The sequence below is a fragment of the Enterobacter cloacae complex sp. ESBL7 genome, from assembly GCF_041679625.1.
GTDB lineage: Bacteria > Pseudomonadota > Gammaproteobacteria > Enterobacterales > Enterobacteriaceae > Enterobacter > Enterobacter asburiae_B.
The window spans coordinates 1,686,272-1,712,892 of the sequence record NZ_JBGORN010000001.1 but is presented as its reverse complement, the minus strand read 5'-3'; the positions used below and the strand labels follow the sequence as shown (position 1 = coordinate 1,712,892).

The window sequence follows — 26,621 nt, the reverse complement described above, 5'->3', positions numbered from 1 at the left end:
GCTATGCAAACACAACTGCTGATAGAGGGAAAACTGGTAACCGGAGAGGGAGAAAAACAGCCGGTCTATAACCCGGCCACTGGAGAACTCCTGCTGGAGATTGCCGAGGCGTCAGCGGCTCAGGTCGACGCGGCGGTTCAGGCGGCCGACCGTGCTTTTGCGGAGTGGGGACAAACCACGCCGAAAACCCGTGCCGAGTGCCTGCTGAAGCTGGCGGATGCGATTGAAGCGCATGGGGAGGACTTTGCCCGGCTCGAATCCCTCAACTGCGGCAAGCCGCTGCACTGTGCTCTGGGAGATGAAATTCCGGCGGTGGTCGACGTTTTCCGTTTCTTTGCCGGGGCCGCCCGCTGTCTGAACGGGCTGGCCGCCGGGGAGTACCTTGACGGTCACACGTCGATGATCCGCCGCGATCCGGTGGGCGTGGTTGCCTCTATTGCCCCCTGGAACTATCCGCTGATGATGGCGGCCTGGAAGCTGGCACCCGCGCTGGCGGCTGGGAACTGCGTGGTGATTAAGCCCTCAGAGATCACGCCCCTGACCGCGCTGAAGCTGGGGGAGCTGGCAAAAGATATCTTCCCGGCAGGCGTTCTGAACGTCCTGTTTGGCCGGGGTAAAACGGTCGGTGACCCGCTTACCGGGCATGAAAAGGTCCGTATGGTCTCGCTGACCGGTTCGATTGCTACCGGGGAACATATCATCGGCCATACCGCGTCATCCATTAAACGCACCCACATGGAGCTGGGCGGTAAAGCGCCGGTTATCGTCTTTGATGATGCTGACCTGGATGCGGTTGTCGAAGGGGTGCGGACGTTTGGTTTCTACAATGCCGGACAGGACTGTACGGCGGCGTGCCGGATTTATGCCCAGAAGGGTATTTATGCCGCGCTGGTGGAAAAGCTGGGCGCAGCGGTCGCCAGCCTTAAAATGGGGGCGCCGGAGGATGCCTCGACCGAACTGGGACCGCTCAGCTCGGCGGCCCATCTTTCACGCGTCTGTCAGGCCGTCGATGAGGCGAAAGCGCTCGGTCATATCCGCGTTGTCACCGGCGGGAGCAAAAAAGAGGGGGCGGGCTACTACTTCCAGCCAACCCTGCTGGCGGGGGCAAAGCAGGACGACGCCATCGTTCAGCGCGAGGTGTTTGGCCCGGTGGTGAGCGTCACCGAGTTTGATGACGAGGCGCAGGTGCTGGCCTGGGCGAACGATTCGCAGTATGGCCTGGCGTCATCGGTCTGGACCAAAGACGTGGGCCGCGCCCATCGCCTGAGCGCGCGGCTGCAGTACGGCTGCACCTGGGTGAATACCCATTTTATGCTGGTGAGCGAAATGCCGCACGGCGGCATGAAATTATCCGGCTACGGCAAAGATATGTCGGTCTACGGGCTTGAGGATTATACGGTCGTGCGGCATGTCATGATCAAACACTAAGTCCGTCGCGCCTGGTCGCATGCGCGGCCAGGCGTTTACCACGCCCGCCATGAGTGTTACGCAAGATACTCAATTGTTATTATCCGTAATATTTAAGTGGTTATTCTGTAACGAAAAAACTTGATCTGTATCAACATATGACGCATATTGCGTGCGGTTATTTTTTCGGCTCTGGTATACAGAATGACGTTGTATCAAAAGATGTTGGTTTTTTACGCAATCATGGCTTCCATCTGCGCATTAATTACCTGGTTCCTCTCTAAAGACCGCAAACGTATCCGCCTGCTCAGCGCTTTTCTGGTGGGGTCAACCTGGCCAATGAGCTTTCCCGTTGCGCTGCTGGTCTCGCTTTTCTGAAGCACGCTTCCATTTTTAAAAGATGAATATGGCATTTCCGATACGCTAACTGTATAAATACACAGTGCATCGTAAAAGGAGTGCTTATGAACAGTTTTTACTCGCAGCAGGCCGGCTGTACCGTGCGCTGGCATGACCTGCCCGGCACCGGCGATCCCGTGGTGTTCATTCACGGGCTGGGCTGCGCCTCTTCCTATGAATATCCCCGTGTCGTTCATGACCCGCTGTTTGGCGCGCGCAGAGCGATTCTCATCGACTTGCCCGGCAGCGGCTACAGCGACAAGCCTGAACACTACAGCTACAAAACCACCGACCAGGCGCACGTTGTGGCGGAAGTGATTGACCACCTTAAGCTGAATGCCTTCTGGTTATACGGCCACAGCATGGGCGGCAGCATTGCTATCGAAACGGCGGGGCTGCTGGCGTCGCGCGTGAAAGGGCTGATGGTGTCAGAGCCCAATTTTCATGCGGGTGGGGGGATGTTCAGCCGGTCTATTGCAGCGCAAACCGAGCAGCAGTTTCTGACGCAGGGCTATGACGCCATGCTCAGCGCGGAAAAAACGGCGTGGGCAGGGGGTCTGCAGAGCAATGCGCCATATGCCGTCTGGCGGGGCGCATCGAGCCTGGTGGCGGGCGTTGAGCCCGAATGGGAAGCGCAGTTCCTGTCACTTCCTTGCCCGGTAACGTTGATTTTCGGCGAGCTGTCTCTGCCGGATGACGATGTGGACAATCTGAAGCAAAAGGGCGTTGAGGTAAAAATTATCCCTGCGGCGGGGCATTCGATGTCGTGGGAAAACCCGTCTGCCCTGGCACAGACGTTAGCCGGGTGTATGACGGAGTGATGCGCGCAAAAAGTTTCGCCCGGCGGCGCTACGCTTGCACGGGCCTACAACGATGAAGAATGTAGGCCGGGTAAGCGGCAGCGCCACCCGGCAAGAAATGCGGCTACATTGTTAATCAACGTTCAGCGCAATAACGCGTGCAAGGCCTGACGTGCATCAGGCTGAACATCATGCGGATGCTGGTAATCAATGTTCTCTATCGCGCGGCTATAGAGTGCGACCAGCCAGTCGTAAACGTACGCGGTGGCCGCATGCACAGGCTGTTCCCCCAGGCGCGTCAATCGAGTCTCCGCGCTGCTGACCACCGGCGTAACGAAGATTGCCTGACCCTTGCGGATGCGGCTTGCCGGACGTGTAGCCACGGGCGTCTGGTCATAACCCAGCCAGCCAATGAAATTGCCCATCACGGCATGCAGTTGCGCAGCGCTGCTTTTATCCGCTTCGACAATTCGCTGAAGCTGTTGAGGCAGATCAAGCCGGTAACTGGTGACCACCAGCACATCCGCGATTTGCTGTAATACCGAAGGCTCCAGCCCGAGGCGCGCGGCCGTGGCCTCATTGCGGCTCCACTGACGCAGATGATTTATCCAGACTCTGTGCGCCAGACGCGCTTTGTCTTTTGTCTGGAACAGGCCGGTGCTTTCCTGCGCGTTCTCGGCAAACAGGTCAATAGTGTCCGTAAACAGCCCGTTCACCTGCTCCTCGCGCGGCTGCTGAACGGCGAGCAGCGTTTCATAGGCTTTCAGCGGCGGCAGGAGGCCTTCAAGCAGTTCGCCGTGGCGAGCAGCGCTGTTTTGCAGCGTGCGCACCATGCTTTCGGCCTGAGCGCGTCTTTTCCCCGGCTCTTCAACCAGCGGTGCCAGATAGCTCTGCATCAGCGATGAGAGCTCCTGTCGCAGCAAGCCTTGCAACGTGCCGAGACGCTTCTGTCGCTGGGCGGGCAGCGTGGCCTGAGACAGCCATTCGATGACGCGCTGCATGCTGTGGCTGTCCAGCGCCTGAAGCGTGCCCCAGCGTAAACCCGGCTTTCCGAGCAGATGCTGTACGGCTTCATCGAGATTCTGTCGGGTGGTAAAGCGGGCGTCGTGTGGCGTAATCGCCCATACCAGCCCCGGCAGGGCAGATTCTTCAGCAGGCTGCGTCTCCTTGACCCAGTTCATCAGCACTTTTGCTTTTTTGGCCGTCTGTTCGTGCTGCGCCGTCGCATTGCAAATCACCAGCACATCCGGCTGAAGCTGTTGACGGTAATGCTCGAGCAGCCACTGGGACTTCGCCTGGCGTAGCGGGTCGGCACGGTTATCTTCAAAAACAGGAATATCAATAATATCGACGTTATCCAGCGCGCCGTTCTCAACCGGCAGCACCAGCTCGCGGGTCAGGAAGGCCAGCACGTCGACGGGGATGCTGATGGCGTTAAGCATTTCACCGCTATTTAGCGGATGAAGCAGCGTCTCCTGCGCGTCCTGAAGATCTAACGTGCCGTCGTGCGTCAGGAACCCTTCACCCGGCAGGCCAAAGCTGTCCACCAGCAGGCTAAGCGGGGCAGCAAGCTCGCCGGCATGGCTGGTCTGGTGCAGCACATGGGCCAGTTTTAACCACTGCTGGGTCAACTCCTGCTGCTCGCCCCACAGCAGCGACCAGACGCTGGCCCGCGTGCTGAGATCGAGAGAAGGCACCAGCCGGGCGAACTCATGCCACAGAGCATCATCGATTTGCTGCTTAGCGGCGGGTACGGTGCTTTGCCAGAAGCGGGCAATCGCACCCACTTCCTGAGCCGTTATGCCGGGCACGCCCTGCGGCTGGCGCAGCCCGCGCCATTTCTCCAGACGTGTCTCAATGACCGCCTTATCCACCGCGCGCATCTGCGGATGCAGCGTCGTGCGGGCAATAAACAGCTGTACCAGCTCGGCCTCGGTGACCAGGCTCAGACGCAGCGGGAACGCCTCATCCGCCACCTCCGGGCTTTCCGGCGTGAAGCGGACGGCCATGTTGGTCAGGGCATGTCCCGGATTGATATGCGAAAAATAGTCAAAGGTGCGCTGGCCCGGCGTCACGTTCAGGCGTCCATTACCGCTGCCGCACAGGGATAACAGCAGATGGGATTTCGCGCTCTGTGAATGACCGTAAAGCCCAATGCTGCTCTGGCGGGTCATGGCGCGTTCAATGGCCTGCTCCCGCGCCTGCGCCGCGTTGATGCGAGCAAGCAGGGCGTCAGCATCGTTATCCAGCACAGGGGCGTTCAGGCGCGTCTCATTAATCCACCCGATTAAGGCCTGAGTGGTGGTCGTCGTCGCTGTCATTTCAGGTATACGCTCCCGCTGTCGATCCAGTAGTGGCTACCGCTGTGTCGGCGATCGGCCAAGGTATTCAGTTTGAAGGTTAATGCGTCAGGGGCAACCGGCGTGCCGTCCTGCAGCCAGGCATCGCTCAGCTCGAAGGCCTCAGGACCTTCCTGCTTGCTGCCGCCGCAGAGCTTCAGCCGCACGTTCAGCACGCCGTCACCGGCAATGGCTTTCGCCAGTTCAGCCGAGTTGATGCTGAGCGTGTAGAGCGGCGTGGCGGGCCAGCGCGCGTTCGCCAGCTGGCGGAAGCCGAGGGTAACGTTACCGCGCAGCGGGAAGTGCAGACGCGCGTCGAGCTTCGTGCCCGGCTTATCGAGGTCGATATCCTGATACCAGACGTTTTCCTCGCGCAGGGTATTAACGGTGTTATCCAGCACGCCGAGATAGCGCACGGTGGAATACGCGCCAATGTCCGCGGCTTTAAAGTTGAAGCGCGGCAGACGCAGGTCGAGCGCCAGGCTGCAGAGCATTGCCCCCACGGCGGCCGTCGATTTCGGGTTGCCAATGCGCCCCTGCTGGCTGAACGGATACCACTCGTGCACCTGGTATTTATCCAGCCAGACGATGCGGTTGACCGGCACCGGCTGCAGATGACGAATCAGCGCCTGAACGCCAGGCAGGCAGCCGGGGCGTCCGGTGATCAGCAGAATATCGCAGCTGTAATGGGATATCGCCTCGCACACCGCGTGGAGCGGCGAGGCCAGCGTAAACTGCCCGGCCAGCATCGCATCCTGCATTTCGCGGAAATTCACGTGCAGCGGCACCGCGAACAGGTCAAAAGCGTCTGAACCCGCAGGCAGGGCATGGTCGATCGCCTGCTGCAGGTAATTCATGACGTTGCGGGTCGGTTTCTGCGGCAGGAGATCGCCAAAGGTGGCATGCAGACCGGCCAGCGGATCGTCAACGTCGCTCGATTCCCACGCGGCAAGAATAGCGTGGCCAATCGGCATAAACAGCTGAAGCGCCGTCTGCTGGCGGAGTACGGCCTGGGTATCGATGCGCCCGGAGTCACCGAACAGCGACGCCATCAGCAGCGAGGCGTCCGCGATACCGGATTTTTGCAGCTGCGTTTGCAGCGCGGGCAACACGTAGCGCTGAATCACGTCCAGAAGCGTGTCGTCGCCCGCGACCTTAAAGCCTTCACGGAACAGCAGCTGCGGGGTGATTTTGACGTTATTGCCGGAACCGTCATCCAGCTGATAATGGGTGATCGCCATATCCGTTGTGCCGCCGCCGATGTCGATGGACGCGACGCGCAGCGCGCGGCCCGGCTGGCTACCCGGCTCAGGCTCACGGTCCGGGCGGGCCAGGGAGGCGAAGAAGGCTTCGGTCTGACCGCCAAAGCGGGAGATCGCTTCGTTATACAGCCAGACCAGCTGACCGCAGCTGGCTTCATCCCACTCCATCTGGATTTCAGGAACCGGCACCACGCTTTTATCCTGCTGTTTGCGGGTGACAAAATCCTCATCCTGCGGGTGCCAGCCCATCGCTTTCCAGACGATGGCGATGGCTTCAAACATGCGGCGACGGAAAATCTCGCGCTCCTGCTTTGGCATGGCCGAGGGCAGGGTCAGGATCAGGGTGCGCAGCTGGCGCGGTGACGCGGGGAAGCCCAGACGCAGGCGCGTGGCGACGCTGTTGATCTGCCCCAGCGCCTGCGCCAGCAGCTCGCACAGCATGTGCGTCATCAGCGTGCTGCGGCTGTACTGCGGCGAGAAGACCGGCAGCCGCTCGTCCTGCGGCAGCGTGAAGAGCGGTTCGCCGTCATCGTTCATCAGGTTCATCAGCGGAAACGCGGTGGCAAGCGGCTCACGCTGGGTTTTGCTGTTCATCTGGCTAAAGCGCCAGTCCTGCACGACCGGCGTTTCATCCCACAGGTAGCGACGCGGGCTGGAAATGCCGCTGTTGCCTTCAGTCCCAAGACGCTGCATCGCCAGCTTGCGGGCTTCATCGCCCACGCGAACAATCGACGGCCAGACAAAGGCATCTTCGCGACCGCTTTCAACCGAGAAGTGCTGCTTGCCAAAACGCGCTTCCGAAAACTCAAGACGGCTGGTGAACAGCGGCGCATTCAGGAACTGCGGCTCGCTTAATGAGCGTACCTGCAGCTCGGCGGTCTGGCGCAGGCCATCGTTCGCGTCGCCGTGGTCTTCGATAATGACGCCGCAGGTGTGGGTATTGCCCACGTCGAGGATCAGGTCGACCGGAATGGCAGGCGTGCTGAGCGTATGGGTAACAAATTTCACTTCCGGCACGGTGAGCTGTTCACCGAGCATGGTCAGCAGGTTAAGCCAGTGGGCCTGATATTCAAACCCGCGCATCGCCTGCTGGAGATCGCGTTCTGAGCGGTTTTCAACGCCGTCGGCATACTGGGTAAAGGCCTCGCGCAGCCAACCGTCAATCCAGGTCTGGTCGAGGAAACTTTCAACTTCGTTGTCTCGCCAGGCCAGCGCGAATCGGGTCCCGTTCAGAATATCGTTTTCAACCGGGGACAGGGCGGACGTGGCGTGTTCTGCAATCTGGCTGTCAAGGGCGAGCGTGACGCGGTGCGTATTGCCTGCCGTATCGGGTGTATCCAGCCTGCGCACCTGAACGCGGGCCCAGTTATCCGGCCCCTCAACAAAGGTTCGCGGCGGGTTGAAGCGCAGGAACGGAACCGGAAGCCAGACGCCGTCCAGCACCGCCAGGGACTGATGCAGCGGGATGGTGGTTTCCGGCTTAACCACTTCAGGCTGCCCGCCGTTCGTTCCCGGCACGGTATAGCGCCCGTTAACCAGGTCGAAATCGAGCCGCAGCAGCGGGCCGTTCGCGGTTTTACGTACGAAGCGCCCGTTGCTGGCGGTGTCCTGCGGCGTCAGACCGAAATCAAGGAACTGCACGCCGCTGTTGGCAATAAGCGTGACGCTTTGTTTATAGTCGCAAAGATTAACCAGCATAGGATCAGGCACCTGCTTTCTTGAACGTCAGGGGAACGACGGTATTGGCATCATAACGGGCGCGACATTCTGCGATATCGCTGGCGCCTGCTTTACAGGCAACCTCCGGCATCGGGTAGCGGGAGCCGTCGGTGCAGCGGGCAGTACCGCGACTTTTAATCATCAGCTCGCCGTTGCTGTGCAGGCCGGAGAAGACCTCCGCGCGGCAGACAACGTTGTCGCCATGGACAACCCGGGCGAAGCCCTTATTGTTCTGGATCTGATAGCGCATTGACGGCGGCTTGCCGGTGACCGGATCTTTCACGTCGAGAACCGCACGCCAGGTACCGTTCAGGAAACGCGTCGAACCCGCTTTTACCTGGTTCGCTTCCATTACCATGGCATCTTTCGGGATGGCGACAATCACCACCGGGGCGGGCTGTGGCGCAGGAACGGGAGCAGGCTCTTTTTCTTTGCTTGCCAGGACCTCTGCCTGATGCAGCGGTAATTTCATGGCCAGCGGCTCAACCGCTTTGATCGGCTTAGGCGCAATCTCTACGGGCTGAGGTGCGGGCGCCGGTGCGGGCTCAGCGGAAGGGGACTGTTTTGGCCACAGCAGCGGTGCGGCAACGGCGGCAACGATCGCGACGGCAACCGGCAGGGTCCACAGGGGAACGCGGCGCTTTTTCGCGACGATCGGCACAGCCGGTTCCTGAACGGGTTGCGCAACGGCCGGGGCCGGCTCTGGCTCATACAGCTCTTCCGGCGTGATGCGCACCACCGTGGAAGGGGCGATCAGCGGCTCGTCGGCGTGTTCAAAGGCTACAACCGGTTCTGGCTCAGGTTCGGGTTCAGGATCTTCAATCACAACGGGGGCAGGCTCAGGGACCAGCGATTCACGCAGGCAGTCGAGGACATCGTCGCGCGCATTTTCGTTCAGGTTTACAAATCCCCAGAAGCTGATGACCGGCTTTCCGTCCACCAGGAAGAGGAAGTTTTCACCCGGGAACTGAAACGCCTTTGACAGCAGAGACCCAAAAAGCTGCTGCGCAGTTTTGGGGGACTGGAGGCATTTCTTGCTTAACGACTCAACGCTGGCTAGCGTGTTTTCCAGATAGCGCAGGGCGCGATAACGGTCATCTTCATCGGCCGCTTTCCAGCTGGTTACGCTCCCTTCAACGGGGGAATACCAGTCCACGCGGTCACCGCTGTCGTTGACCTGCGGAATAGCCAGACAGTCGACGATGGCCTGTTGTTTGCGCAACCGGAGCGCTTCCCGGATTTGTAACGCTGATTCAAAAACGGCTTGTCCGCCGCCGCCAACGGCCTGAAAGTCATCCAGGTTACCGCTGCGTAAAAGAGTTTTTGCCACGATTTGATCCCATATACTTCTTCACACCGTTACTTTAACGAAACGAGGAAGCTACCAAACGGGGGAAGAGACGCTAAAAGGACCGATTTCTTGCGGCATAGAAAGTGACGGTTGTGCTTGACGAATAATGGCCCTTAAGGCAAATCACCTTTTCGGGCGCTGGCTGTTAAAACAGCAAAAAACGCGGCTTTAGAATAACCTGATAGTGTTTCGTTATTTGCCAGGTCATATCGCCTGTGCTGTTATTACTGTCTTATATAATAAAACTGTCAGGGTTATAACCATGTCTACAGGGAAAACACTGCTCGCCCTTGCGCTGAGCGCGCTGTTACCAGCCGGTGCCGCATGGGCGGCGAACAACGACACCCTTATTTACTGTTCTGAAGCGTCCCCCGAGTCCTTCAACCCGCAAATCGCCAGCTCTGGCCCGTCTTTTGTGGCCAGCTCACAGGTACTGTACAACCGCCTGATCAACTTTGACCCGGTGAAAAACACCCCGATCCCGTCCCTGGCGGAGTCCTGGACGATTTCGCCGGACGGCAAGACCTATACCTTTACCTTGCGCAAAGGGGTGAAGTTCAACAGCAATAAATACTTCAAACCGACGCGCGACTTTAACGCCGATGACGTTATTTTCTCGGTTCTGCGTCAGAAAGACCCTAAACACCCGTATCACAACGTGTCGCAGGGCAACTACGAATACTTTAACGACGTCGGGCTCGATAAGCTGATTCAGGACGTGAAAAAGGTCGACGACTATCACGTTCAGTTCACCCTCAGCGAGCCTAACGCCGCGTTTCTGGCCGACTGGGGGATGGATTTCGCCTCGATTCTTTCCGCCGAATACGCCGACGCGATGCTGAAAAAAGGCACGCCTGAAAACGTGGACACCTGGCCGATTGGCACCGGGCCTTATGTCCTGCAGCAGTACAAGGTAGATTCGCTGATTCGCTACGTCGCTAACCCGAACTACTGGGAAGGCGAGGTGCCGACGAAGCATCTCATCTTCTCTATCACGCCGAACGTGGAAACCCGTCTGGCGAAGCTGCAGACCAACGAGTGCCAGATCATTCCTGCGCCGTCCCCGGTTCAGTTTGACGCGATCAAGAACAACAAAGACCTGACGCTGCACTCGGTCGATGCGCTAAACGTCGGCTATCTGGCGTTTAACACCGAGAAAAAACCGTTTGATAACGTGCTGGTGCGTCAGGCGCTTAACTACGCGACCGACAAGAAGGCTATCGTCAATGCGGTCTTTATGGGTTCCGGTACGGTGGCAAAATCGCCGATCCCGCCAAATATGCTGGGCTTTAATAAAGACCTGAAGGACTACAGCTACGATCCTGAAAAAGCGAAAGCGCTGCTGAAGCAGGCGGGGCTGGAGAAGGGGGCGGAAGTCACGCTGTGGTCAATGCCGGTTCAGCGTCCGTACAACCCGAACTCTCGTCGTATCGCGGAGATGATCCAGAGCGACTGGGCGAAAGTCGGCGTGAAGGCCAAAATTGTCTCTTACGAGTGGGGTGAATATCTCTCCGGAATGCGTAAAGGCGAACATGACTCCGCGCTGTTTGGCTGGATGTCCGATAACGGCGACCCGGACAACTTTGCCGACGTGCTGCTGGGCTGCAACAGCATTAAAACCGGATCCAACGCCGCGCGCTGGTGCGATAAGGGTTATGATGATCTGGTGCAAAAAGCGAAGCTGACCAGCAGCCCGGCGGAGCGCGCGAAACTCTACGGCCAGGCGCAGGAGATCTTCTACCAGCAGGCGCCGTGGATCGCACTGGCAAACGGGAAAACGTTCTATGCGACCCGCAGCAACGTGACCGGATACAGCGTGAGCCTGATGGGCAGCGATTTCTCTAAGGCGAAGCTGAACTAAGCGTTTTATTGCCCGGTAAGGCGTAGCCGCCACCGGGCACATAACAAGGAGTGACAATGTCACATTTAAGCGAAGTTACCGCCCGTGTCGATGCCGTGATTGAAGAGGGCGTCATCACCCATATGAATGAACTGCTGATCGAATTAAGCGATGATGCAGAGCTCAGCCGTGAAGATCGCTACACCCAGCAGCAGCGTCTGCGTACCGCGATTTCGCACCACGGTAAGCAGCATAAAGAGGAGTTGGACGCGCGTGAGGAACAGCTGACCAAAGGCGGCACCATACTGTAACGTTCAAAACTGGCGTCGCGCCACCAGCCAGGCCCCGACGACCAGCATCACCGCGCCGCACACCGGGCCAATCAGGGCGCGGAGCGGAATGCCGTTGCTCCTCAGCACGTCCATCACCAGCCCGCCAATCAGCTGGCTTGCCACCAGCACGGCGATAGTCGTGGCCGCGCCAACGTTCTGATACCCGCTGATGCTGGCAAACACGAAAAATGACCCCAGCAGCCCCGGGATAAGCGTCCACCAGCGCACCGTTGCGGCCAGCTCGCTGAATCCGGCTGCGCCCTGTTTCAGCAGCAGAATGCTGACAAACAGCACAATGCCGACCAGGGAGTTCAGCAGCATCGCGATAAGGATCGTGGAGGAGGACTGGGTGATGCGCACCATTAGGGTGTTTTGCACCACCAGACCAATTCCCGCCGCCACCAGAAACGCCAGGGTCAGGGATTGATTCATGGGATAGCGTCCGGATCGCTGCGCTCGTCCAGCTGCAGCTGCATAAAGGTTAAGTCCAGCCAGCGGCCAAACTTGGTTCCCACCTGCGGCATCTGCCCCGTGGTGACAAAACCAAGCGTTTCGTGGAGATGAATCGAGGCATGGTTTTGCGCTTCAATACCGGCCACCATCACGTGTTTGCCGATGGCGCGTGCCTCGTTAATCAGCGCGATCATCAGCGTGCGGCCAATGCCTTTTCCCTGATGGCCCGGATGGACGTAGACCGAATGCTCAACCGTATGACGGAAACCGTCGAAGGCGCGCCAGTCGCCGAAAGAGGCGTAACCGGTGATAACGCCGTTTTCTTCACTCACCAGAACCGGGTAACCCGCGAGCGTGCGCGCCTCAAACCACGCGATTCGGTTATCGGTATCGACGGTTTTATCGTTCCAGATCGCGGCAGTATGCAGCACCGCGTGGTTGTAGATTTCGCCTATCGCAGCGCAGTCTTCCTTGCAGGCATGACGAACGATCATGATTAACCCTCTGTGTGTTGTTCACTATAGTATTACGTTATTCCTACGATATTACACAACCGTATCGCCCGATCGCTACGGCATAAGCCATATTTTTTTGTTATCAAAAGCCCATTGAAATGCCGTTCATACACTATAGTATGACGTCATGAACACCATAACAGACACGATGAATCAACGGATTAGCGCAAGAATTCGCCTTGAACGCGAGTCTCGCGGATGGTCCCTGAGCGAGCTTGCTGACCGGGCAGGGGTCTCGCGCGCGATGATCCACAAGATAGAGCGCGGAGACAGCAGCCCGACGGCCACCTTGCTGGCCCGCCTGTCTGGTGCGTTTGGCATCAGCATGTCAACGCTTATTGCCCGGGCCGAAATGCAGGAGGGCAAGCTGCTGCGCCTTGCCAACCAGCCCGTCTGGCGCGACCCACAGACGCATTACCTCCGCCGCCATGTTTCTCCCCGCACCGATCTGCCCATCGACCTTGTTCAGGTTGAACTGCCTGCGGGCAGCGATGTTCCGATGCCTGCATCATCTTACGCGCTGGCACGTCAGCTTATCTGGCTCCAGTCCGGCGAGCTGGTGTTTCAGGAGGGCGATACGCGCCACGAGATGCACGCCGGAGACTGTCTTGAGCTGGGGCCGCCAAATGACTGCCGTTTCAGCAACGAAACGAATGAACCCTGCATCTATCTGGTTGTACGGCTTAACCAGTCTGCCTCGTAATGCTAATGCGATAACGCCGATCGTGAGCCAGGCTGTAATGACATTTGCACCAGAAGGAGATCCCGATGAATCAACCTGTTTCGCAAAATCGCCGCTGGGTACTGGCCTCTCGTCCACAGGGTGCGCCGGTCGCGGAAAATTTTCGTCTCGAAACGCAGCCTGTTCCCGCCCCGGCTGAAGGGCAGCTTTTGCTGCGTACCGTCTGGCTGTCGCTGGACCCGTACATGCGGGGGCGCATGAGCGATGCGCCATCCTATTCACCACCGGTTGAGCTGGGCGCGGTGATGGTGGGGGGGACGGTTAGCCGCGTTGAGCAGTCAAATCATCCCGACTTCAAAGCCGGGGAGTGGGTGCTGGGCTACAGCGGCTGGCAGGAATATGAACTCTCGGACGGCAGCGGCCTGGTGAAGCTGGGCGAAAATCCGTCACATCCTTCCTGGGCGCTGGGTATTCTGGGCATGCCGGGCTTTACCGCCTATATGGGGTTGCTGGATATCGGGCAGCCAAAAGCGGGCGAAACGCTGGTGGTCGCCGCGGCAACAGGCCCGGTTGGCGCGACCGTCGGGCAGATCGGTAAAATAAAAGGTTGCCGGGTGATCGGCGTCGCCGGCGGGGCTGAAAAATGCCGCCATGCCGTTGAGGTCCTCGGGTTTGACCTGTGTCTGGATCACCACACGGCCGACTTTGCCGAACAGCTGAAACGCGCCTGCCCGAAAGGAATTGACGTCTATTATGAAAACGTCGGCGGGAAAGTATTTGACGCGGTGCTGCCGTTACTGAATACCTCCGCGCGCGTGCCGGTGTGCGGCCTGGTGAGCGGCTACAATGCGACGGGCCTGCCCGAGGGGCCGGATCGCCTGCCGCTCCTGATGGCGACCATCCTGAAGAAACGCATTCGTATGCAGGGCTTTATCATCGGCCAGGATTACGGTCACCGCATTAAGGAGTTCCAGGAAGCGATGGGACGCTGGGTGCAGGAGGGCAAAATTCACTATCGCGAACAGATAACGGACGGGCTGGAGAACGCGCCCGAGGCGCTGATTGGTCTGCTTGAAGGGCGTAACTTCGGCAAAGTCGTGATTCGCGTCGCGAGTGACAATAAATAAACAGCACTATGGCGGGGTTTCCCGCCATATTTATTTGTGAAGATACGATATATTGTCTTTAATTAATGGACATGGCATTTCGCGCCCGCTTCCCGGATGGGCCCGAAACCAATAAAAAAAACAAACTTTGCTTTTTTGATGTTTTTACGTACTTCCCACCACCAGGCATGACGATACAGGATATATCGGACCAGCGTCGTTTTATTAAAACTGGCGTTTAAAAATAGCATTAAGTTTTAGCTACAGGAATTGAACATGCTTGATTTGGACCACTTAGAAAAAGCCCAAAGGGTCAGTCTTACCATGCAAGTTGAACACAGTTTGAAAGGAGCGTTAATTACAGGCTCACTCAAACCTGGGGCACGACTGATTACGAAAGAGATCGCCGATAAATTAGGTACCAGTATTACCCCGGTTCGCGAGGCGCTGTTGCGCCTGGTGTCATCAGGGGCGTTACACGCCACGCCGGCGCAGGCATTTCTGGTTCCGGAGGTCACGTTGGAGCGCTATAACGAGATTAACGCCATCCGCAAGCAGCTTGAGCCGATGGCGGTCGCCGCAGCCTGTCAGAATATGTCTGATAGCAAACTGGAGGCGTTGCGCAAATTGTCGGATGCCTTTCATGAGGCCATGCGCAACGGGAACGTCCAGCAGGCATTGCATGCGAATCGCGTCTTCCGGTTTACGCTTTATCAGTATGCGGAAATGCCTACGCTTAATGCATTAATTGAGCAGCTGTGGGTACGCATCGGGCCCTGTATGAACTATCTGCATCAGGAGCTTAACGACATCAAAGCCTCGACATATCACTATGACGAACTGCTTTCCGCCCTGGAGCGAAGAGATGTTGTTGCCTGTCAGAAGGCGATTGATAAGGTGATTGATGAAGCGAATTTGCTTTTACAGCGACAATATTTTAACTAAGAGATTATTTAGCAGAGCGACTATATTTCGCCCCTAATTATTTATCTGGTGAATAACTCCTGATGGTTTATTGCCATCAGGAGCGTTATTTCATTAATTAAATAAACTTTTCTTATCGCTTACTCGAAGCGATAAGAGACCGACAGCCCGACCCCGTAGTTACGGCCTGGTGCAGGCTCGTAATAACGACCGTTAGACTCGTTGACAATAACCGAGCCCGCGTACTCTTTATCGAACAGGTTATCGACGCGGCCAAAGACGTCCATGCCCCAGCTGCCGTAGTTGAATTTATACCCGGTGTTCAGCCCGACCACCGTATACGACGGCGCTTTCGCCGTATTCTCGTCGTCGGCCATGATATCGCTCATGTAGCGCACGTCTGAACCCGCGTACCAGCCTTCCTCCGGCTGCCAGCCAAACGAGGCGTAACCCATGTTGCGGGCAATGCCCGGCATCCGGTTACCGTTACAGTCTGCGTCGCTGCAGACGTTAGTCCGGTAGGTGGCATCCAGGTAAGTCCACGCCATCTTCAGCTTCCAGTTCTCGGCAAACTGCTGGTCGAGGGAGACTTCCACCCCCTGACGACGGGTTTTACCGGCATTTTTATAGCTGGTACGCCCGCCAGAGCTGGCATCCACCACGATCTCATCATCCGTATCGGTGCGGAACAGCGCCGCGGTCAGCAGGCCATTGCCGATGCGGGTTTTGCTGCCCACTTCATACGTGTTGTTGGTGGACGGCTGCAGGCCGATGTTCAGGCCGCCCTGGTTATCGGCGCGATAGGAAAGCTCGTTGATGGTCGGCGTTTCGAATCCACGACCTGCGGCAGCGTAGAGGTTCCATGCGTCCGTCACCGCATACTTCACGGAACCGGCCGGGAGCCACTTGTGATAGCTCGCGTCACCGCTGTCATCGCCGTTGCCCGGCGTAACATAATGGTCGTTGGAATCAAACCAGACCGAGCTGTAGCGCACTCCCGCATCCACCGACAGTTTCTGCGTCAGCTGCCAGCTGGTTTGCAGGTAAGGGTCAACGTTCCACATCAGGTTACGTTCGTTTCGACGCTTATCACCCTTCACGCCGTAATCCGGCACGCCGTTGTTCATCACGAAGTTCTCGTATCCGCGACGATCTTCGCTCAGGTTTTCGTAGTTCAGGCCGGTGGTAAATGTTACCGGCACCAGCAGCTCGCCGCGGTGCGTCCAGCGGGTATCCACGCCCTGATAGTGTCGCTGCATATCGATCACGCCGCCGGAGTGGGAGGCTTTCAGCTGCGGCTGATACGGAATCGACTGGTACTGCGTCATTTCACGCTCGCCGGCGTACATCATCACGCTGAGATCGTCCTGGGTGCTGAGCTGACGATCGTAGCGCAGGCCGGCCTGGGTCTGCTTGATGGTCTTGCGGGTGTTGTACTGATCGCCGCGCGGAGACTGACGCGGATTGTTCTGCCACTCCTGATAGCTCAGCCCGCCCGGATCGTTGGCCTTCATGTCCACGCTGTTGAAAATCAGCGTCAGCTTACTGACGTCATCAATGCGCACGCCCAGTTTGGCGTTAGCGAGGTTTTTGCGCGCGCCGCTGTGGTCGCGGTAGCCTTTGGTGGTGAAGCGGGTGGTGGAAACGGTGTAATCCACATCGCCCGCGTGGGTGCCGTCACCCATCGCGCCGGTGGCTTTCATGCCGTAGCGCCAGGTACCGTAGCTGCCGTAATAGCTGCTGGCTTCAATGGTCGGCGGCTGCTGCCCGGTCTGGGTGTTGATGTTAATCACGCCGCCGGAGGCGTTGCCGTAAAGGGCAGAGAAGGGGCCGCGCAGCACTTCAACGCTCTCCACGCTGGAGAGATCGATGTTAGAGGTCTGGCCCTGTCCGTCCGGCATGGTGGCAGGGATACCGTCGACATACATACGGATACCGCGCACGCCAAACGTTGAGCGGGCACCAAACCCACGCATTGAAAGCTGGAGATCCTGGGCATAGTTCTGGCGGTTCTGAATTTGCAGTCCCGGGACGCTGCCAAGAGATTCAGACAGGTTGATGCGCGGCGCGGCGTGGCGCATGTCATCGCCATTGACGACGCTGACCGCGGCCGGGGTATCCAGTTCCGATACGGTTTGCGGCGTGGCGCTGACGATCATGGTCTGTTCCTCCGCGCTCATTGCGGTTAGCGGCGCGAAAATAACGGGAACCAGCAGCAGCGGGAGAGAAGCCTTACGGGCAGAAATGATTTTCATGAATAAAACCGGTTGTGGTGTATAAACGAACCAAATGGAACATGTCCATACATGTTAAAGGTTTTGTAAATGTTTTGAAAACTATAACCGCACATTGCGTTAATGAAAGACGAAGCGCGAAAGAAAAACTCCACATTCAGTTCATTAATGATTACTATTCTCATTATCAAAAGGCAATGCCATGACGTTGTCTGCCGGAAGTGATGTCAGCGGAAACCCCTCTTTTCAGAAAAGGAATTGTTATGTTTTTACGTCATCTGTGCTCGCCGCGTCTGAGCCTGTCACTGCTGTCTGCCACTTTACTGCTCGCCGGGACGTTCCAGGTGCATGCCGCCGAAGAGGTGCTGCGTAAAGCGGTGGGCAAAGGGGCGTATGAAATGGCGGTCAGCCAGCAGGAGAATGCGCTGTGGGTGGCGACCTCGCAAAGCCGCAAAACCGATAAGGGCGGAGTTATCTATCGACTTGACCCGGTCACGCTGGACGTGACGCAGGCGATTCATAGCGATCTCAAACCCTTTGGCGCCACGCTCGACGGCGCGACGCAAACCCTATGGTTTGGCAACACCATCAACGGCGCGGTGACGGCCATCGATGCGAAAACGGGCGACGTGAAAGGGCGTCTGGTGCTCGATAATCGCCAGCGCAGTGAAACCGTCAAACCGCTGCAGCCGCGCCAGCTGGTGGCGGATGATGCGAGCAACACGATTTACATCACCGGTGTCGGCAAAGAGAGCGTGATTTGGGTGGTGGACGGCGCAACGCTGAAGCTGAAAGAGACCATTGCCAATACCGGTACGTACAGCACCGGTCTGGCGCTGGATGCGCAGGCAAAACGTCTGTACACCACGAATGCGGACGGCGAGCTGGTAACCATTGATACGGCCACCAATAAAATCCTGAGCCGCAAAAAAGTGCAGGATGACGGCAAAGAGCACTTCTACCTGAACCTCAGCCTCGATACCGTCGGCCAGCGCGCGTTCCTGACCGATTCAAAACAGCCGGAAGTGCTGGTGGTGAGCCTGAAAGACGGCAGCGTGATGGAGAAGATCGCCGCGCCTGAATCACTGGCCGTCCTGTTTAACCCAACGCGCAATGAGGTTTACGTGACGCACCGTGAAGCGGGTAAGGTGAGCGTGATTGACGCGAAAACGTATAAGGTCACAAAAACCTTCGACACGCCGGTCTACCCGAACAGCCTGGCGCTCTCTGCGGATGGCAAAACCCTGTACGTGACGGTGAAACAAAAATCCACTCGCCAGCAGGAAGCCACCCAGCCTGACGACGTCATTCGTATCGCGCTGTAAATAAAAAAAGGGAAGGCATTTGCCTTCCCTTTTTAATGCTTACGGACGCTTAACGCGAGGTTTCTTCCACCAGCGGTGCGTCGTGTTTTTCATCGTCGTGATGAACCGGCGCGGTGCTGTGGATCTCGTGAACGCGCTTACGCACGCCGAACCAGCCGGCAATCAGCAGTACCGCCAGCAGCGGAATGGTCGCAATGGTGTAAGTACCGTTCGGGTAGTCAAACGCCATCAGCACCAGCACGCTGAACAGGAACAGCAGGGTGAGCCAGGAGGTCACCGGTGCGCCCGGCATCTTGAAGCTCACATCAGCCGCTTTGCCTTCTTTGATCGCTTTGCGCAGACGCATCTGGCAGACCACAATGAAGGCCCAGGAAGCGATAATCCCCAGTGCAGCCACGTTCAGAACGATCTCAAATACGCGGGACGGCACCAGATAGTTCAGGAACACGCCAAAAACGTAAACCACCAGCGTTGCCAGAATCCCCGCATAGGGAACCTGCTGCTTGCTCATCTTTGACATGAACTTCGGCGCAGAACCGCCCATCGACATGGAGCGCAGGATACGACCGGTAGAGTAAAGACCGGAGTTCAGGCTGGAGAGCGCCGCCGTCAGAACCACGATGTTCATGATGCTGCCAACGTAAGGCACGCCCAGCTTAGAGAAGAAGGTCACAAACGGACTCTGACCTGCCTGATAGGCAGTCCACGGGAGCAGCAGAACCAGCAGCACCACGGAACCGACGTAGAACAGACCGATACGCCAGATCACGCTGTTAATGGCTTTTGGCACCATGGTCTGCGGATCTTTACATTCACCTGCTGCGGTGCCCACCAGTTCGATAGAGGCGAAGGCGAACACCACGCCCTGAACCAGAACCAGCGCAGGCAGCAGACCGTGTGGGAAGAATCCGCCGTTATCGGTTATCAGATGGAAGCCGGTGGCATTGCCGTCCAGCGGCTTGCCGCTGCCGAGGAAGACGGTACCCACGACCAGGAACACCACGATGGCCAGCACTTTTACCAGCGCAAACCAGAACTCCATCTCCGCGAACCACTTCACGCCGATCATGTTCATGGTGCCGACAATCGCCAGCGCGCCAAGCGCAAAGACCCACTGCGGCACATCGCCAAACGCGCCCCAGTAGTGCATATACAGCGCAACGGCGGTGATATCGACAATACCGGTCATCGCCCAGTTGACGAAGTACATCCAGCCCGCAACGTAGGCCGCTTTTTCACCGAGGAATTCACGGGCGTAAGAGACGAAGCTTCCGCTGGAAGGGCGATGCAGTACCAGTTCGCCCAGCGCACGTAGAATGAAGAAAGAGAAGATCCCGCACACCAGATAGACCAGGGCGAGAGCCGGGCCAGCCATTTGCAGACGCGCACCCGCACCTAAAAACAGCCCCGTTCCGATAGCGCCGCCGATGGCGATCATTTGAACCTGACGGTTGCCCATCGCTTTGTGGTAGCCCTCTTCGTGGGAGTTCAACCAGCGACGTTTAGCAGCATGATGATCGGCTGCGCTTTTATTGCTTGTTTTCATTGAGTTACCTGTTTGCCTGTCTGAACCATTATCGTGATAGTCCTGCCTGGCAGAGCGCAATACAAACGATTGCTTCTGCGCAAACACATGTCGCCTTCCCAGTCATTCTGCGTATGGATAAGGCGAAACATGGCGAGGCATCCTACCTGCAATTCATAAGCGACGCAAAATATAACCGTGCCGAAAGTGATGCACGTCGAAGGAAATCGTGTGGTCAGAGCAGACGGCGAACACAACACGCTGAATCGTGATGAGTTTTTAGACAAAACAGTTGGAGGGTTGATTATTTAATCATCAGATTTTCTTAATTATTACCAGGTGGTCAAGATTTTGACTGCTGGAGAGCATCTAACAGTAACCTGAAAGCGGTAGTGTGCTGGCGACGGCTCGGATAATAAAGGTGATACCCCTCGAAAGTAGGGCACCACGATTCAAGGACCCTGACGAGCCGTCCGTGATTAAGCGCCCCCAGAACCGACGCCTCCGGCACGTAGGCTAATCCGAGGCCATTCTCAGCGGCGTCGATGCGCTGCGACAGGCTGCTCAGCGTAAGCTGCCCATCAACCCGAACGCGAAGCTCGCGCCCGTCGCGTTCAAATTCCCAGTGATACAGTCCGCCGCGCGTGGGCAGGCGCATGTTGATGCAGCGGTGTTCAGCAAGCTGCTCCGGCGTCTGCGGCACGCCAAAGCGAGCCAGATAATCCCTGGAACCGACCACGGCCATGCGCATATCCGGCGCTATCCGTACCGCAATCATATCTTTTGCCACCTGTTCACCCAGGCGTACTCCCGCGTCGAAACGGCCATCCACGATATCCGTCAGGCCGTTATCTACCGTCACTTCGACGTTAATCTCAGGATACTGCACCATAAACGCCTTCAGTACCGGCCAGAGCACGGCGTCCATCGCATGCTCGCCGGCGACGATGCGAACAGAACCTGCGGGTTTGTTGCGTGCGCTGCGAAGCGTCGTGAGCTCCTGCTCAATCTCCATCAAATGCGGGCTTAAGCGCGTAAAGAGCTGCTCACCCGCCTGGGTGGGAACAACGCTGCGGGTTGTGCGGGTTAAAAGGCGAACGTCGAGCCGCGCTTCAAGCTTGCGCATGGCATGATTCAGCGCCGATTGCGAGACGCCCAGCTGCGCCGCCGCGCGCGTAAAGCTGCGCTCGCGGGCGACTACCATAAAAGAGAGCAGGTCGTTGAAATTATCTTTTAGCATCGCGATTGCCTCTATTTATGAATTTCAATCATATTTCCTATCTGATTATGCACACTAATGCTCCGGATTGCTTTGCGCTACTGTTAACGCAACAGTAAACGAGGAGCATAAGATGAAAATTATCCGCAGCGGATCATTACCTTCAGCAAAAGGACCGGAAGCCTGGTTCACCGGCACCGTCCGCATTGACGCACCATTTCAGGCGAGCGAACCTGCCAGCGTCGGCGGGGCAACCGTGACCTTTGAGCCGGGCGCGCGCACCGCGTGGCATACGCATCCCCTTGGGCAAACGCTGATTGTGACGCAGGGTCGCGGCTGGTTACAGGAGTGGGGCAAAGCGGCGGAAATATTGAATCAGGGCGATATCGCCTGGATCCCACCCGGCGTAAAGCACTGGCACGGCGCAAGCGCGCAAACGGCGATGACGCATATTGCCATCGCCGAATCCGTTAACGGCAGCCCGGTTGCATGGCTGGAAAAAGTCACCGACGAGCAGTATCCGAACGGCTAACCGCCAAAAACGGCAATCGCCTGCTGCAGGCGCGTGGTGCGCTGCGTCAGGTGATTCGCCGCGTGAGTGACGTTATCCACCATCCCCGTATTGTTGTGGGTCATTGCGCCGATACGGGAGATGGAGGCGTTGATGAGCGTCAGCGCCTGGGTTTGCTCCTGCGTGGCGTGGCCGATCTCTTTAATCAGGGAGGAGACCCGCAGCACGTTGTCGATCATTACCGTCAGCTGCGTTTCGGTTTGTTCTACCTTCTCCACGCCTGCGTTGACGCTGGCGACGTTTTTCTCAATCAGCGCTTTGATCTCTTTCGCCGCCGTCGCGGAGTGCTGCGCAAGATTGCGCACCTCAGCCGCCACCACGGCAAAACCGCGCCCGGCTTCACCTGCGCGCGCCGCTTCCACGGCAGCATTCAGCGCAAGAATGTTGGTCTGGAAGGCAATACGATCGATAACGCTGATAATATCGACGATCTGGCTGTTATCCTGCGACACGGATTGCATCATACCGATGGTCTCTTTCATCATCGCTTCACCGCGGTGGGCGCTGTCGCGGGTGCGATCCGCCATCTCCGTGGCTTCTTTAGCCGTTTCTGCCGTCTGCTCCACCGCGCTGGCGATCTCTTCCACCGCGGACGCGGTTTGCTGCAGGAAGTCTGCGGTCTCTTCTGAACGCGTCTGCAGCGCCGCACCTTCTTTCGCGACCTGCTGGCTGATGGTGCCAATCCCGCTGATTTGCGCCCCGACGTCGTCAACCAGCGAATTGAGGTTCAAGCCTGATTGATTCACCAGGCGCATCATCAGCCCGATGTCGTCGATCCTGTCAAAATGGTAATAGTCCGTTTTACGTCCTGAAACCACGCGCTGCATCTGTTGCACAATAGATTTTACCGGGCGGGCGATCTGCGCATGAAGATAATAGGTCAGGGCAATAAACAGCAGCGCCAGACTTCCCGACTGCACAAGTTTATCAGGGAATAAATACACCGCCAGGCAGGAGAGTAACGCCGTCGTCGCAATACCCAGATGGATGCGTTTACTGGTGCTGAGACATTTAAAGAGCGACATAAACGAAAATAAACCGCGCCGAACCAGTAACCCTTTATAAAAGCGGTAATGTTTTAATTCGTTATTACGCACTTTTGCATACAGTTTTTCACTGGCTGCAATCTCTTCCCGTGCGGGTATATTTCGCACGGAAATATACCCCGTCAGGGATCCACCCTGCCAGACAGGCGTTACGTTTGCCCGCACCCAGTAGTGGTCGCCATTATGACGACGGTTCTTCACCAGCCCCGTCCAGGTCTCACCCTGCTGCAGGGTAAACCACATGTCGCCAAACGCTTCGGCAGGCATGTCGGGATGGCGGATGAGGTTATGCGGCTCACCCAGAAGATGTTCTTCTTTATATCCGCTGGCTTCAATAAAAGCGGAATTAGCATAGGTAATATGGCTTTTGGTATCGGTGGTCGACATTAACGTCGAACCATCGTTAAGTAAATACTCGTTTTGTGTAACGGGACTGTTACGCCTCATGAGTAACTCCATGATGATGTGCAAGAATAAAAATGCCCGGAAAATGCTCCGGCAAGATTAATGTGATTATTTTTATATAACGCTCTGCTGCATATTCTCTCTGAAATTGTGACTGCCTGAAATACCCGTCGTTCATTATTTTTAATCTGTTAATGCTAGCGAATGTAATAAAAATGAAAATATTTTCAGGGGTGTTTTTGGACGGCGCTGCAAATAAACAACATAACCCAAACTGAAAGAGGGAGATCGTCTCTCAGGAAAAATTGCCATGCTGAAATAGCGTTTCGTTAACAGGATGAAAACGCTATCATTTGGTCAGTTTTCGTTATTACAGTGAGGCTGAGGTGAAAATTAACGTCATCGGAACCAGCGGGAGCGGAAAAAGCACGCTGGCGAAGCAGATTGCGACCGAACTGGCTATTCCCTATATCGAGATGGACAGACTCTACTGGCGACCTGACTGGCAGGGAACGCCGGACGATGTGTTTCAGGAAAAGCTGGAGCAGGCGCTACAGGCTTCGCCAGACTGGGTGCTTGACGGCAACTATAACCGCACGCGGCCGGTGAAATGGCGTAATGTCGACGTTGTGGTGTGGGTGGATTATGGCTTTGCCCGCACCCTCTGGCAGGCGGTCACCAGGGCAGTCAAACGCGCCTGGCATAAGCGCGAGCTCTGGCCCGGCACCGGGAACAAAGAGAGTTTCCGGCGCGCGTTCTTCAGCAGAGAGTCCATTCTCATCTGGACGATGAAAACCTGGCGTAACAATCGAACGCGTTATGAAGCCGATCTGCAAAACCCGCAGTATAGGCATATTCGCTTCGTCCGCATTACCCGGCGCGAGCAGGGGAAAACGCTGATTGCCGACTTAAAGTCTTATTCTTAGCGTGGTTTTATATATCTGATTTCCGGCAAACTAAATGTAAATTAATTGTTTCTCAGTGGTGAAATGCGCCTTTAATAATGTCGACATGTTAAGTCAAACGAGAACGCAACATGTCATGGCGAATCAGCATTCTGGATAAAAGCCCCATCGCTGAAAACGAAACGGCTGCCGATGCACTGGCGCGTACGCTGGCGCTGGCGCAGCAGGCAGAAAATCTGGGCTATCACCGCTTCTGGATTGCCGAACACCACAACACTCCCCATCTTGCCAGCCCCTCGCCGGAGCTGCTGATTGCCTGGATCCTCGGGCAAACCACGCGCATCCGCGTCGGATCCGGCGGCGTGATGCTCCAGCACTACAGCCCTTATAAAGTCGCCGAGAATTTTAACGTGCTGGCCGCGCTGGCGCCCGGCCGCGTGGATCTCGGCGTCGGAAAAGCCCCCGGCGGGCTGCCGCTCTCAACCCGCGCGCTGCAGCAGGGTCTGAATCAAGAGGAAAAGGGCAGCTTCGCCGAACAGCTGGCCCAGCTCGATCGCTGGATCCGTCCTGAGCATCAGTCTCATGAAGAGGCCGTTCGCGCCACGCCGCTGCCGCCGCTGCCTGCAGAGGGTTTCCTGCTGGGCGCGAGTATCGATAGCGCGCTGCTGGCCGCCGGGCTCGGCTGGCACTTTGTGTTTGCCGCGCATCTGAACGGTGACCCGGACCTGCTGCGCGAGGTGGTCTCGACCTGGCGTAAGCACAGCGCGCGGGACGTGATTGTGGCGGTACAGGCGATTGTTGCGCCGACGCAGGCCGAGGCGGAAGCCCTGGCGCAGAAGGTCGAAGTGTGGGGCGTTGAGCTGGCAAACGGCCAGCGTGTCACCGTGGCCAGCGAAGAGCAGGCCTACGCCTTTGCGCGCCAGGCGGGCAGCGAGCCGGTGCGCATTGCACGCCGGGCGCAGTCGCTGCTGGCGGGTACGGCTGAGTCGGTGCTCGAACAGCTTAACGCCCTGCATGAAAAGTGGGGCATTGACGAATTTATCATCGACACGCCGGTCGCGGAGGGAGCAACGCGCGTCGCGTCGCTGCGCCTGCTTGCCGAGGCGCGTCTTAACAAGGAGGTCACCGTATGAGCTTTGGCGAACAGCTGATTGCCTGGCGCCGCGAGCTGCACCAGAACCCGGAGCTCTCCGGCCAGGAAGTGGAAACCACAACGCGTCTGCGCCAGTGGCTGACGAATGCCGGGATTACCCCGCAGCCTTACGACCTGTCGACCGGGCTGGTGGCGGAAATCGGCTCGGGCAACAAACTGATTGCGCTGCGCGCGGATATCGACGCTCTGCCGATTGAAGAGCGTAGCGGCGTGCCGTTTAGCTCACAGCGTGCAGGCGTAATGCATGCCTGCGGACACGATATCCACACCAGCGTGATCCTCGGCGCCGCGTTAAAGCTGAAAGAGCGGGAAGCGTCGCTTAACGGCCGGGTGCGGATCCTGTTTCAGCCTGCCGAAGAGAACTTTGGCGGTGCGAAGAGCATGGTGCGGGCCGGCGCCCTGCGTGACGTCAGCGCCATCTTCGGCATGCACAACGAGCCCGGCCTGCCGGTCGGTGAGTTCGCTACCCGAGGCGGGCCGTTTTATGCCAACGTCGATCGCTTCGTGATCCGCATTACCGGTAAGGGCGCGCACGCCGCACGTCCGCACGAAGGCAACGACGCCATCGTGCTGGCGAGCCAGCTGGTGACGGCGCTGCAAAGCGTCGCCAGCCGCAACGTCAATACGCTGGATTCGGTGGTGCTGAGCGTGACGCGCATTGCAGGCGGTAACACCTGGAACGTGCTGCCGGAAAGCGTCGAGCTGGAAGGCACGCTGCGCACCCACCGCACGGAAGTGCAGCAGAATGTGAAAGCCCGCGTGGGCGAAATCGCCGCCGGGTTTGCCAGCGCCTTTAGCGCGCAGATTGACATCACCTGGTATGCCGGGCCCACCGCGCTGGTGAACGACGAGCGCTGGGCCGATTTCGCCACCTCGGTCGCCAGAGAAGCAGGCTACGAAACCCGGCACGCCGAGCTGCATATGGGTGGGGAAGATTTCGCGGTCTATCTGCAGCAGATCCCGGGGGCGTTTGTCAGCATCGGCAGCAACAGCCCGTACGGTTTACATCATCCGGCCTTCAATCCGGATGAAGCCCTAATTGAGCCCGCTGCCCGCTATTTTGCACAGCTTGCGGAAAAAGCCCTGCAACACGTTTAATTCTGGAGAGG

Annotated in this window: 22 protein-coding genes; 13 read left to right on the top strand and 9 right to left on the bottom strand. The window is 57.5% G+C overall.

Annotated features, from left to right (window positions below; translation table 11 throughout):
* The first annotated feature begins 3 nt into the window (after positions 1–3).
* The 3 genes from patD to ACERY3_RS08405 all read left to right on the top strand — a co-directional run bounded on the left by patD (position 4) and on the right by ACERY3_RS08405 (position 2,627).
* Positions 4–1,428, top strand: a complete 1,425-nt coding sequence (gene patD, locus ACERY3_RS08415; protein WP_032656831.1) for an aminobutyraldehyde dehydrogenase — start codon at positions 4–6, stop codon at positions 1,426–1,428.
* Between the two features lie 183 nt (positions 1,429–1,611).
* Positions 1,612–1,785 carry a GhoT/OrtT family toxin gene (locus ACERY3_RS08410; protein ID WP_013096478.1) on the top strand — a complete coding sequence of 58 codons (174 nt, stop codon included), beginning with the start codon at positions 1,612–1,614 and terminating at the stop codon, positions 1,783–1,785.
* Between the two features lie 86 nt (positions 1,786–1,871).
* Positions 1,872–2,627, top strand: coding sequence for an alpha/beta fold hydrolase (locus tag ACERY3_RS08405; RefSeq protein ID WP_058841007.1), 756 nt, complete (start codon positions 1,872–1,874; stop codon positions 2,625–2,627).
* A 122-nt stretch (positions 2,628–2,749) separates the two neighbouring features.
* On the opposite strand, the gene ACERY3_RS08400 is transcribed toward ACERY3_RS08405, so the two are convergent.
* From ACERY3_RS08400 to ACERY3_RS08390, 3 genes are read right to left on the bottom strand one after another with little or no spacing between them, the layout of a single operon-like run.
* Positions 2,750–4,927 carry a virulence factor SrfC family protein gene (locus ACERY3_RS08400; RefSeq protein ID WP_058841006.1) on the bottom strand — a complete coding sequence of 726 codons (2,178 nt, stop codon included), beginning with the start codon at positions 4,925–4,927 and terminating at the stop codon, positions 2,750–2,752.
* Positions 4,924–7,905, bottom strand: a complete 2,982-nt coding sequence (locus ACERY3_RS08395) for a virulence factor SrfB (protein ID WP_058841005.1) — start codon at positions 7,903–7,905, stop codon at positions 4,924–4,926. The genes ACERY3_RS08400 and ACERY3_RS08395 overlap by 4 nt, the downstream gene beginning before the upstream one ends.
* Before the next feature lie 4 nt (positions 7,906–7,909).
* Positions 7,910–9,256 carry an SrfA family protein gene (locus ACERY3_RS08390; protein ID WP_058841004.1) on the bottom strand — a complete coding sequence of 449 codons (1,347 nt, stop codon included), beginning with the start codon at positions 9,254–9,256 and terminating at the stop codon, positions 7,910–7,912.
* Positions 9,257–9,539: 283 nt separating this feature from the next.
* On the opposite strand from ACERY3_RS08390, the gene ACERY3_RS08385 reads away from it, so the two are divergent.
* Both ACERY3_RS08385 and ACERY3_RS08380 read left to right on the top strand, forming a co-directional pair.
* Positions 9,540–11,138: an ABC transporter substrate-binding protein gene (locus ACERY3_RS08385; protein ID WP_373225445.1), complete on the top strand. Its 1,599-nt coding sequence runs from the start codon at positions 9,540–9,542 to the stop codon at positions 11,136–11,138.
* A gap of 56 nt (positions 11,139–11,194) precedes the next feature.
* Entirely contained in the window at positions 11,195–11,428 is a 234-nt protein-coding gene (locus tag ACERY3_RS08380; protein ID WP_373225444.1) for a YdcY family protein, read from the top strand.
* Positions 11,429–11,431: 3 nt separating this feature from the next.
* Here the strand turns inward: ACERY3_RS08380 and ACERY3_RS08375 are convergent, their stop codons facing one another.
* On the bottom strand, positions 11,432–11,881 hold the full coding sequence (locus ACERY3_RS08375) for a DMT family transporter (protein WP_033145681.1): 450 nt from the start codon (positions 11,879–11,881) through the stop codon (positions 11,432–11,434).
* The gene (locus ACERY3_RS08370; protein ID WP_039262867.1) at positions 11,878–12,396 is read right to left on the bottom strand and encodes a GNAT family N-acetyltransferase; all 519 of its coding nucleotides are present in this window, start codon (positions 12,394–12,396) and stop codon (positions 11,878–11,880) included. The genes ACERY3_RS08375 and ACERY3_RS08370 overlap by 4 nt, the downstream gene beginning before the upstream one ends.
* Positions 12,397–12,544: 148 nt before the next feature.
* On the opposite strand from ACERY3_RS08370, the gene ACERY3_RS08365 reads away from it, so the two are divergent.
* From ACERY3_RS08365 to ACERY3_RS08355, 3 genes are all read left to right on the top strand, one after another.
* Entirely contained in the window at positions 12,545–13,120 is a 576-nt protein-coding gene (locus ACERY3_RS08365; protein ID WP_373225443.1) for a helix-turn-helix domain-containing protein, read from the top strand.
* 65 nt (positions 13,121–13,185) lie between these two features.
* Positions 13,186–14,226, top strand: a complete 1,041-nt coding sequence (locus ACERY3_RS08360) for an NADP-dependent oxidoreductase (protein ID WP_373225442.1) — start codon at positions 13,186–13,188, stop codon at positions 14,224–14,226.
* A 255-nt stretch (positions 14,227–14,481) separates the two neighbouring features.
* Positions 14,482–15,150 (top strand): GntR family transcriptional regulator, encoded by a 669-nt coding sequence (locus ACERY3_RS08355; protein ID WP_023311981.1) that lies wholly within the window; start codon positions 14,482–14,484, stop codon positions 15,148–15,150.
* A 119-nt stretch (positions 15,151–15,269) separates the two neighbouring features.
* Here ACERY3_RS08355 and pqqU read toward each other — a convergent pair whose 3' ends face one another.
* Positions 15,270–17,384: a TonB-dependent receptor PqqU gene (gene pqqU / locus ACERY3_RS08350; RefSeq protein WP_182410822.1), complete on the bottom strand. Its 2,115-nt coding sequence runs from the start codon at positions 17,382–17,384 to the stop codon at positions 15,270–15,272.
* Between the two features lie 242 nt (positions 17,385–17,626).
* Between pqqU and ACERY3_RS08345 the strand changes: the two genes are divergently transcribed.
* Entirely contained in the window at positions 17,627–18,688 is a 1,062-nt protein-coding gene (locus ACERY3_RS08345; RefSeq protein WP_373225441.1) for a YncE family protein, read from the top strand.
* Between the two features lie 49 nt (positions 18,689–18,737).
* On the opposite strand, the gene ansP is transcribed toward ACERY3_RS08345, so the two are convergent.
* Complete coding sequence (gene ansP / locus ACERY3_RS08340; RefSeq protein WP_023311978.1) at positions 18,738–20,234, bottom strand: L-asparagine permease; 1,497 nt, start codon at positions 20,232–20,234, stop codon at positions 18,738–18,740.
* A 322-nt stretch (positions 20,235–20,556) separates the two neighbouring features.
* Positions 20,557–21,453, bottom strand: a complete 897-nt coding sequence (locus tag ACERY3_RS08335; protein WP_373225440.1) for a LysR family transcriptional regulator — start codon at positions 21,451–21,453, stop codon at positions 20,557–20,559.
* 112 nt (positions 21,454–21,565) lie between these two features.
* Between ACERY3_RS08335 and ACERY3_RS08330 the strand changes: the two genes are divergently transcribed.
* The gene (locus ACERY3_RS08330) at positions 21,566–21,964 is read left to right on the top strand and encodes a cupin domain-containing protein (RefSeq protein ID WP_023311976.1); all 399 of its coding nucleotides are present in this window, start codon (positions 21,566–21,568) and stop codon (positions 21,962–21,964) included.
* Here the strand turns inward: ACERY3_RS08330 and ACERY3_RS08325 are convergent.
* Positions 21,961–23,496 (bottom strand): methyl-accepting chemotaxis protein, encoded by a 1,536-nt coding sequence (locus tag ACERY3_RS08325; RefSeq protein WP_194399334.1) that lies wholly within the window; start codon positions 23,494–23,496, stop codon positions 21,961–21,963. The genes ACERY3_RS08330 and ACERY3_RS08325 overlap by 4 nt on opposite strands.
* 344 nt (positions 23,497–23,840) lie before the next feature.
* Between ACERY3_RS08325 and ACERY3_RS08320 the strand changes: the two genes are divergently transcribed.
* The 3 genes from ACERY3_RS08320 to ACERY3_RS08310 all read left to right on the top strand — a co-directional run bounded on the left by ACERY3_RS08320 (position 23,841) and on the right by ACERY3_RS08310 (position 26,610).
* The gene (locus ACERY3_RS08320; protein WP_373225439.1) at positions 23,841–24,380 is read left to right on the top strand and encodes an AAA family ATPase; all 540 of its coding nucleotides are present in this window, start codon (positions 23,841–23,843) and stop codon (positions 24,378–24,380) included.
* Between the two features lie 110 nt (positions 24,381–24,490).
* Positions 24,491–25,492: an LLM class flavin-dependent oxidoreductase gene (locus ACERY3_RS08315; protein ID WP_373225438.1), complete on the top strand. Its 1,002-nt coding sequence runs from the start codon at positions 24,491–24,493 to the stop codon at positions 25,490–25,492.
* Positions 25,489–26,610 carry a M20 peptidase aminoacylase family protein gene (locus tag ACERY3_RS08310; RefSeq protein WP_039262859.1) on the top strand — a complete coding sequence of 374 codons (1,122 nt, stop codon included), beginning with the start codon at positions 25,489–25,491 and terminating at the stop codon, positions 26,608–26,610. Before ACERY3_RS08315 ends, ACERY3_RS08310 begins: the two co-directional genes overlap by 4 nt.
* The last annotated feature ends 11 nt before the right edge of the window (positions 26,611–26,621 follow it).